The sequence below is a fragment of the Pseudomonas sp. PS01303 genome, assembly GCF_029959385.1.
GTDB lineage: Bacteria > Pseudomonadota > Gammaproteobacteria > Pseudomonadales > Pseudomonadaceae > Aquipseudomonas > Aquipseudomonas rustica.
This window is the reverse complement of record NZ_JASCPK010000228.1, coordinates 1-5,784: the sequence shown is the minus strand read 5'-3', so window position 1 is coordinate 5,784 and position 5,784 is coordinate 1. Positions and strand designations below refer to the sequence as shown.

The following is a 5,784-nucleotide window of genomic DNA, read 5'->3' as shown; positions in this document are numbered from 1 at the left end:
TTTAGATGCACTTACCCATCCTGTGGGAGCGAGCTCGCTCGCGAAGGCGGTGTATCAGTCAATTAATGCATCGACTGACGCGACGCCTTCGCGAGCAAGCTCGCTCCCACAATGGGATCCGGGGTTATTTCGGGACGCAGGTCAGTTTGATGCGCAACTTGATGATCGAGCGGGTGAACTTGGCCGTGGCGTTTTTATGTTTGCCGGCCGGAACATCGATGCTGCGGGTACGCGGCGCCTCGGGGCCGTTGCTGAAAACGGCCTTGCACGTCGCATCGACATCGCCGTAGTTGGCGACCCGAATGGAGCCGATGTCGTTGTCGGTGTCGTAGGTTTCGTAGTCGATCTTCAAACCGTTGAGATCCTTTTCCACGTCGATCGGGTACGCGAACGCCGTCAGCGGCAGCAGCGCCAGCAACACACAACAGAATTTTTTCATTCGGCAGTCTCCATGAGGGACCGCCAGCTTAGGACAAGAGGAGCTATTGATGAAAGCGCCCCGCGTGACCCTGGATCAATGGCGAACATTGCAGGCCGTGGTCGACCATGGCGGATTTGCCCAGGCCGCCGAGGCCCTGCACCGCTCGCAATCGTCGGTGAGCTACACCGTCGCGCGCATGCAGGATCAGCTCGGCGTGCCGCTGTTGCGCATCGATGGGCGTAAAGCCGTGCTCACCGAAGCCGGCGGCGTGTTGCTGCGCCGTTCGCGGCAACTGGTGAAACAGGCCAGCCAACTCGAAGACCTCGCCCATCACATGGAGCAAGGCTGGGAAGCGGAAGTGCGGCTGGTGGTCGACGCCGCTTACCCGAGTGCTCGCATCGTCCGCGCACTGACCGCGTTCATGCCGCAGAGCCGTGGCTGCCGCGTGCGTCTGCGTGAAGAGGTGTTGTCGGGTGTGGAAGAAGTCCTGCTCGAAGGCGTGGCCGATCTGGCCATCACCGGCCTGAGCATTCCCGGCCACCTCGGGGCGGAATTGAGCGACGTCGAGTTCATCGCCGTCGCCCACCCCGATCACCCGCTGCACCGGCTCAATCGCGAACTGAGTTTTCAGGATCTGGAAACGCAGATGCAAGTGGTGATCCGCGACTCCGGCCGCCAGCAACCCCGCGATGTCGGCTGGCTCGGCGCTGAACAGCGTTGGACGGTCGGCAGCCTCGCCACCGCCGCGACATTTGTCAGCAGCGGTCTGGGTTTTGCCTGGTTGCCTCGGCACATGATTGAACGAGAACTCAAGGATGGCTCGCTCAAGCTGCTACCGTTGGACAGGGGCGGCACCCGCAACTCCAGCTTCTATCTGTATTCGAACAAAGACAAACCCCTGGGCCCGGCGACGCAAATCCTCATCGAACTGCTGCGCACCTTCGATACGTTGCCTTTGGATGCGCCGTACGCCGCCCCTGAACAAGCCTGACACGGAGTCCACCGATGGCGTATTTCGAGCACGAAGGTTGCAACCTGCACTACGAGGAATACGGCCACGGTACGCCGTTGCTGCTGGTTCACGGGCTCGGTTCGAGCACGCTGGACTGGGAAATGCAGATCCCGGCACTCGCCGCGCACTACCGGGTGATCGTCCCGGATGTCCGCGGTCACGGCCGTTCGGACAAACCCCGTGAGCGCTACAGCATCGCCGGTTTCAGTGCAGACCTGCTCGCGCTGATCGAACATTTGAACCTCGGCCCGGTGCATTACGCCGGGCTGTCCATGGGCGGCATGATCGGTTTTCAGTTCGCCGTCGATCACCCGCAATTGCTCAAGAGTCTGACCATCGTCAACAGCGCGCCCGAAGTGAAATTGCGCAGCCGTGATGACTATTGGCAGTGGTTCAAACGCTGGAGTCTGATGCGCGTGCTCAGCCTCGAAACCATCGGCAAAGCCCTCGGCGGCAAACTTTTTCCCAAGCCGGAACAGGCCGATCTGCGGCAGAAAATGGCCGAACGCTGGGCAAAAAACGACAAACGTGCTTATCTCGCCAGCTTCGATGCGATTGTCGGTTGGGGCGTTCAGGAACGACTTTCCCGCGTGACCTGTCCAACCCTCATCGTCAGCGCCGACCGCGACTACACACCCGTCGCGCTGAAAGAAACCTATGTAAAACTGCTGCCCGATGCGCGGCTGGTGGTGATCGACGATTCGCGCCACGCCACCCCGCTCGACCAACCGCAACGCTTCAATCAAACGCTGCTGGAGTTTCTCGCCACAGCCGACCTTCAATCTCAGGATCACTGACCCATGCTGAAAAAACTCGCCCTCGCCGCCGGTACCGTTCTGTTTGCCGCCAACCTGATGGCAGCGACGCCAGCCAAGGCGCCACACGTGCTGCTGGACACCACCAACGGCCAGATCGAAATCGAGCTGGATCCGGTCAAGGCGCCAATCAGTACCAAGAACTTCCTTGAGTACGTCGACAGCGGCTTCTACACCAACACCATTTTCCACCGCGTGATTCCGGGCTTCATGGCTCAGGGCGGCGGTTTCACCCAACAAATGCAACAGAAAGACACCAAGGCACCGATCAAGAACGAAGCCAGCAATGGTCTGCACAACGTTCGCGGCACGCTGTCGATGGCGCGCACTTCCAACCCGGATTCGGCCACCAGCCAGTTCTTTATCAACGTGGCTGACAACGCCTTCCTCGACCCGGGCCGTGACGCCGGTTACGCGGTATTCGCCAAAGTGGTCAAGGGCATGGACGTGGTCGACATCATCGTCAACTCGCAGACCACCACCAAAAGCGGCATGCAAAACGTGCCTGTCGACCCTGTGATCATCAAGTCGGCCAAGCGCATCGACTGAGTACTGCAGGGCATATCGAGCGGCGCCGGGCTGATCCCGCGCCGCTCACACTGATAAAAGGAGAGCCCGCATTCCGGGCGGTTATCTGATGCTCTATCGCCGTTTCGAACAACTGATCGACATATTCCGCGACGCCCCCACGGCGTCCCCTCCAGACCGTGTCTGGCCCTTCTATGTTTACTACCTCAAACAGGTCTGGCCGAGTTTCGCCGCCCTGCTCGTCGTTGGCCTCTTCGCCGCGTTGATCGAAGTGGCGCTGTTCAGTTACCTGAGCCGCATCATCGACCTGGCCCAAGGCACACCGAATCCGAATTTCTTCAGCGACCACGCCCTCGAACTGACGTGGATGGTGGTGGTTGCCCTCGTGTTGCGGCCGATCTTTTTCGGCCTGCACGACCTGCTGGTGCATCAGACGCTGAGCCCCGGCATGACCAGCATGATCCGCTGGCAGAACCACAGCTATGTGCTCAAGCAGAGCCTGAATTTCTTCCAGAATGACTTCGCCGGGCGCATCGCCCAACGCATCATGCAGACCGGTAACTCGCTGCGTGATTCTGCGGTGCAAGCGGTGGATGCGCTGTGGCACGTGGTGATTTACGCGATCAGCTCGCTGGTACTGTTCGCCGAAGCCGACTGGCGTTTGATGATCCCGTTGCTGCTGTGGATTGCCGCCTACATCGGCGCGCTCTACTACTTTGTGCCACGGGTCAAACAACGCTCGGTGGAAGCCTCCGACGCGCGCTCGAAACTGATGGGGCGCATCGTCGACGGTTACACCAACATCGCCACGCTGAAGCTGTTCGCCCACACCAATTTCGAACAGCACTACGCCAAGGAAGCCATCGAAGAACAGACCGTCAAAGCGCAACTGGCCGGTCGCGTGGTCACCAGCATGGACGTGGCGATTACCACCATGAACGGCTTGCTGATCGTCGGCACCACCGCGTTGGCCCTGTGGTTGTGGACGCAATCGTTGATCACCGTCGGCGCGATTGCGCTGGCGACCGGTCTGGTGATTCGCATCGTCAACATGTCCGGCTGGATCATGTGGGTGGTCACCGGCATTTTCGAAAACATCGGCATGGTGCAGGACGGTCTGCAAACCATCGCACAACCGGTCAGCGTCACCGATCGCGAAGACGCCAAACCGCTGCAAGTGGCCCGCGGTGAAGTGCGTTTCGAGCACGTCGATTTTCACTACGGCAAGAAGCGCGGGATCATCGGCGACCTCAACCTGAACATCAAACCGGGCGAGAAAATCGGTTTGATCGGGCCGTCCGGCGCCGGCAAATCGACCTTGGTCAACCTGCTGCTGCGCCTGTACGACGTCGAGGGCGGGCGCATTTTGATCGACGGGCAGAACATCGCCGACGTCGGTCAGGAAAGCCTGCGTGCGCGCATCGGCATGATCACCCAGGACACCTCGCTGCTGCACCGCTCGATCCGCGACAACTTGTTGTACGGCAAACCGGACGCGACCGATGCCGAGTTGTGGGACGCGGTGCACAAGGCACGCGCCGATGAGTTTATTCCGTTGCTGTCGGACGCCGAGGGCCGCACCGGTTTCGATGCGCACGTTGGCGAGCGCGGGGTGAAATTGTCCGGGGGACAGCGTCAGCGCATCGCGATTGCGCGGGTGCTGCTCAAGGACGCGCCGATCCTGATCATGGACGAAGCGACCTCGGCGCTGGACTCGGAAGTCGAAGCGGCGATTCAGGAAAGTCTGGAAACGCTGATGCAGGGCAAAACCGTGATCGCGATTGCGCACCGGCTCTCGACGATTGCGCGGATGGATCGGCTGGTGGTGCTGGAGAACGGCAAGATTGCCGAGAGCGGTACTCATGCTGAGCTGCTCGCGCATCGCGGTTTGTATTCGCGGCTGTGGGCGCACCAGACCGGGGGGTTCGTCGGTATCGACTGATGCACTGAATGATCGTTCCCACGCTCCGCGTGGGAACGCAGCCCATGACGTTCCGCGTCACTGGACGCGGAGCGTCCCTTGAGGCATTCCCACGCAGAGCGTGGGAACGATCACTGTAGGAGCTGCCGCAGGCTGCGATCTTTGCTTTTTGCCCTGCTGGAAATCCGTAAAAACCCTGCTGTACTCAGCCAAGGCTTCGGAACGGAGCCTGTCGTAAGTCTGCAAGGACGCACAACTCGATGCAGTCTCGATAGCAGCGCTATCAAGGACTCTTCTCATGTCTCTGTTGAAACGTTCAGCTACGGAGTTGTTGGGTACGTTCTGGTTGGTGTTGGGTGGTTGCGGCAGTGCGGTGATCGCCGCGTCTTCGCCGTTGGGTATCGGTGTGCTGGGGGTGGCCCTGGCGTTTGGTCTGACGGTGCTGACCATGGCGTTCGCCATCGGCCACATCAGCGGATGTCACCTCAACCCGGCCGTGTCGGTCGGTCTGGTCGTCGGCGGTCGATTCCCCGCCAAAGAGTTGCCTGCTTACATCATTGCCCAAGTGCTCGGCGCGATCCTCGCGGCGGCGTTGATCGCTCATATCGCCAGCGGCAAGGAAGGTTTCGATATTGCCTCCGGCCTCGCGTCCAACGGTTATGGCGAGCATTCTCCCGGCAAGTATTCGATGGCGGCAGGGTTTGTCACTGAGCTGGTGATGACCGCGATGTTCGTGATCATCATCCTCGGCGCGACCGACAGACGCGCGCCACCGGGACTGGCACCGATTGCGATTGGTCTGGGCCTGACGCTGATCCACCTGATCTCGATTCCGGTCACCAACACCTCGGTCAACCCGGCGCGCAGTACCGGGCCGGCGCTGATGGTGGGCGGCTGGGCGATTGCGCAGTTGTGGATGTTCTGGGTCGCGCCGCTGATAGGCGCAGTGGTCGGCGGCGGGATCTACCGCTGGCTGGGCAAAGAAGAAACCTGAGCCCAACACAATTCCCGTGTAGGAGCTGCCGAAGGCTGCGATCTTTTGATCTTGGTTTTAAAAAGGCCAGATCAAAAGATCGCAGCCTTCGGC

6 protein-coding genes are annotated in these 5,784 nt (G+C 60.5%); 5 read left to right on the top strand and 1 reads right to left on the bottom strand.

The window, feature by feature from the left end:
* Positions 1 to 124: 124 nt before the first annotated feature.
* Entirely contained in the window at positions 125 to 439 is a 315-nt protein-coding gene (locus tag QMX93_RS29350; protein ID WP_053118166.1) for a hypothetical protein, read from the bottom strand.
* Positions 440 to 488: 49 nt separating this feature from the next.
* On the opposite strand from QMX93_RS29350, the gene QMX93_RS29345 reads away from it, so the two are divergent.
* The 5 genes from QMX93_RS29345 to aqpZ all read left to right on the top strand — a co-directional run bounded on the left by QMX93_RS29345 (position 489) and on the right by aqpZ (position 5,691).
* Complete coding sequence (locus QMX93_RS29345; RefSeq protein ID WP_008086429.1) at positions 489 to 1,412, top strand: LysR family transcriptional regulator; 924 nt, start codon at positions 489 to 491, stop codon at positions 1,410 to 1,412.
* 14 nt (positions 1,413 to 1,426) lie between these two features.
* Positions 1,427 to 2,230 carry an alpha/beta hydrolase gene (locus QMX93_RS29340; protein ID WP_212545172.1) on the top strand — a complete coding sequence of 268 codons (804 nt, stop codon included), beginning with the start codon at positions 1,427 to 1,429 and terminating at the stop codon, positions 2,228 to 2,230.
* Positions 2,231 to 2,233: 3 nt separating this feature from the next.
* Positions 2,234 to 2,797, top strand: a complete 564-nt coding sequence (locus tag QMX93_RS29335) for a peptidylprolyl isomerase (protein ID WP_053118162.1) — start codon at positions 2,234 to 2,236, stop codon at positions 2,795 to 2,797.
* Positions 2,798 to 2,885: 88 nt separating this feature from the next.
* A complete protein-coding gene (locus QMX93_RS29330) occupies positions 2,886 to 4,718 on the top strand; it encodes an ABC transporter ATP-binding protein (protein WP_053118159.1) in 1,833 nt (610 codons plus the stop codon).
* Positions 4,719 to 4,995: 277 nt separating this feature from the next.
* Entirely contained in the window at positions 4,996 to 5,691 is a 696-nt protein-coding gene (gene aqpZ / locus QMX93_RS29325) for an aquaporin Z (RefSeq protein ID WP_053118157.1), read from the top strand.
* Positions 5,692 to 5,784: the final 93 nt, after the last annotated feature.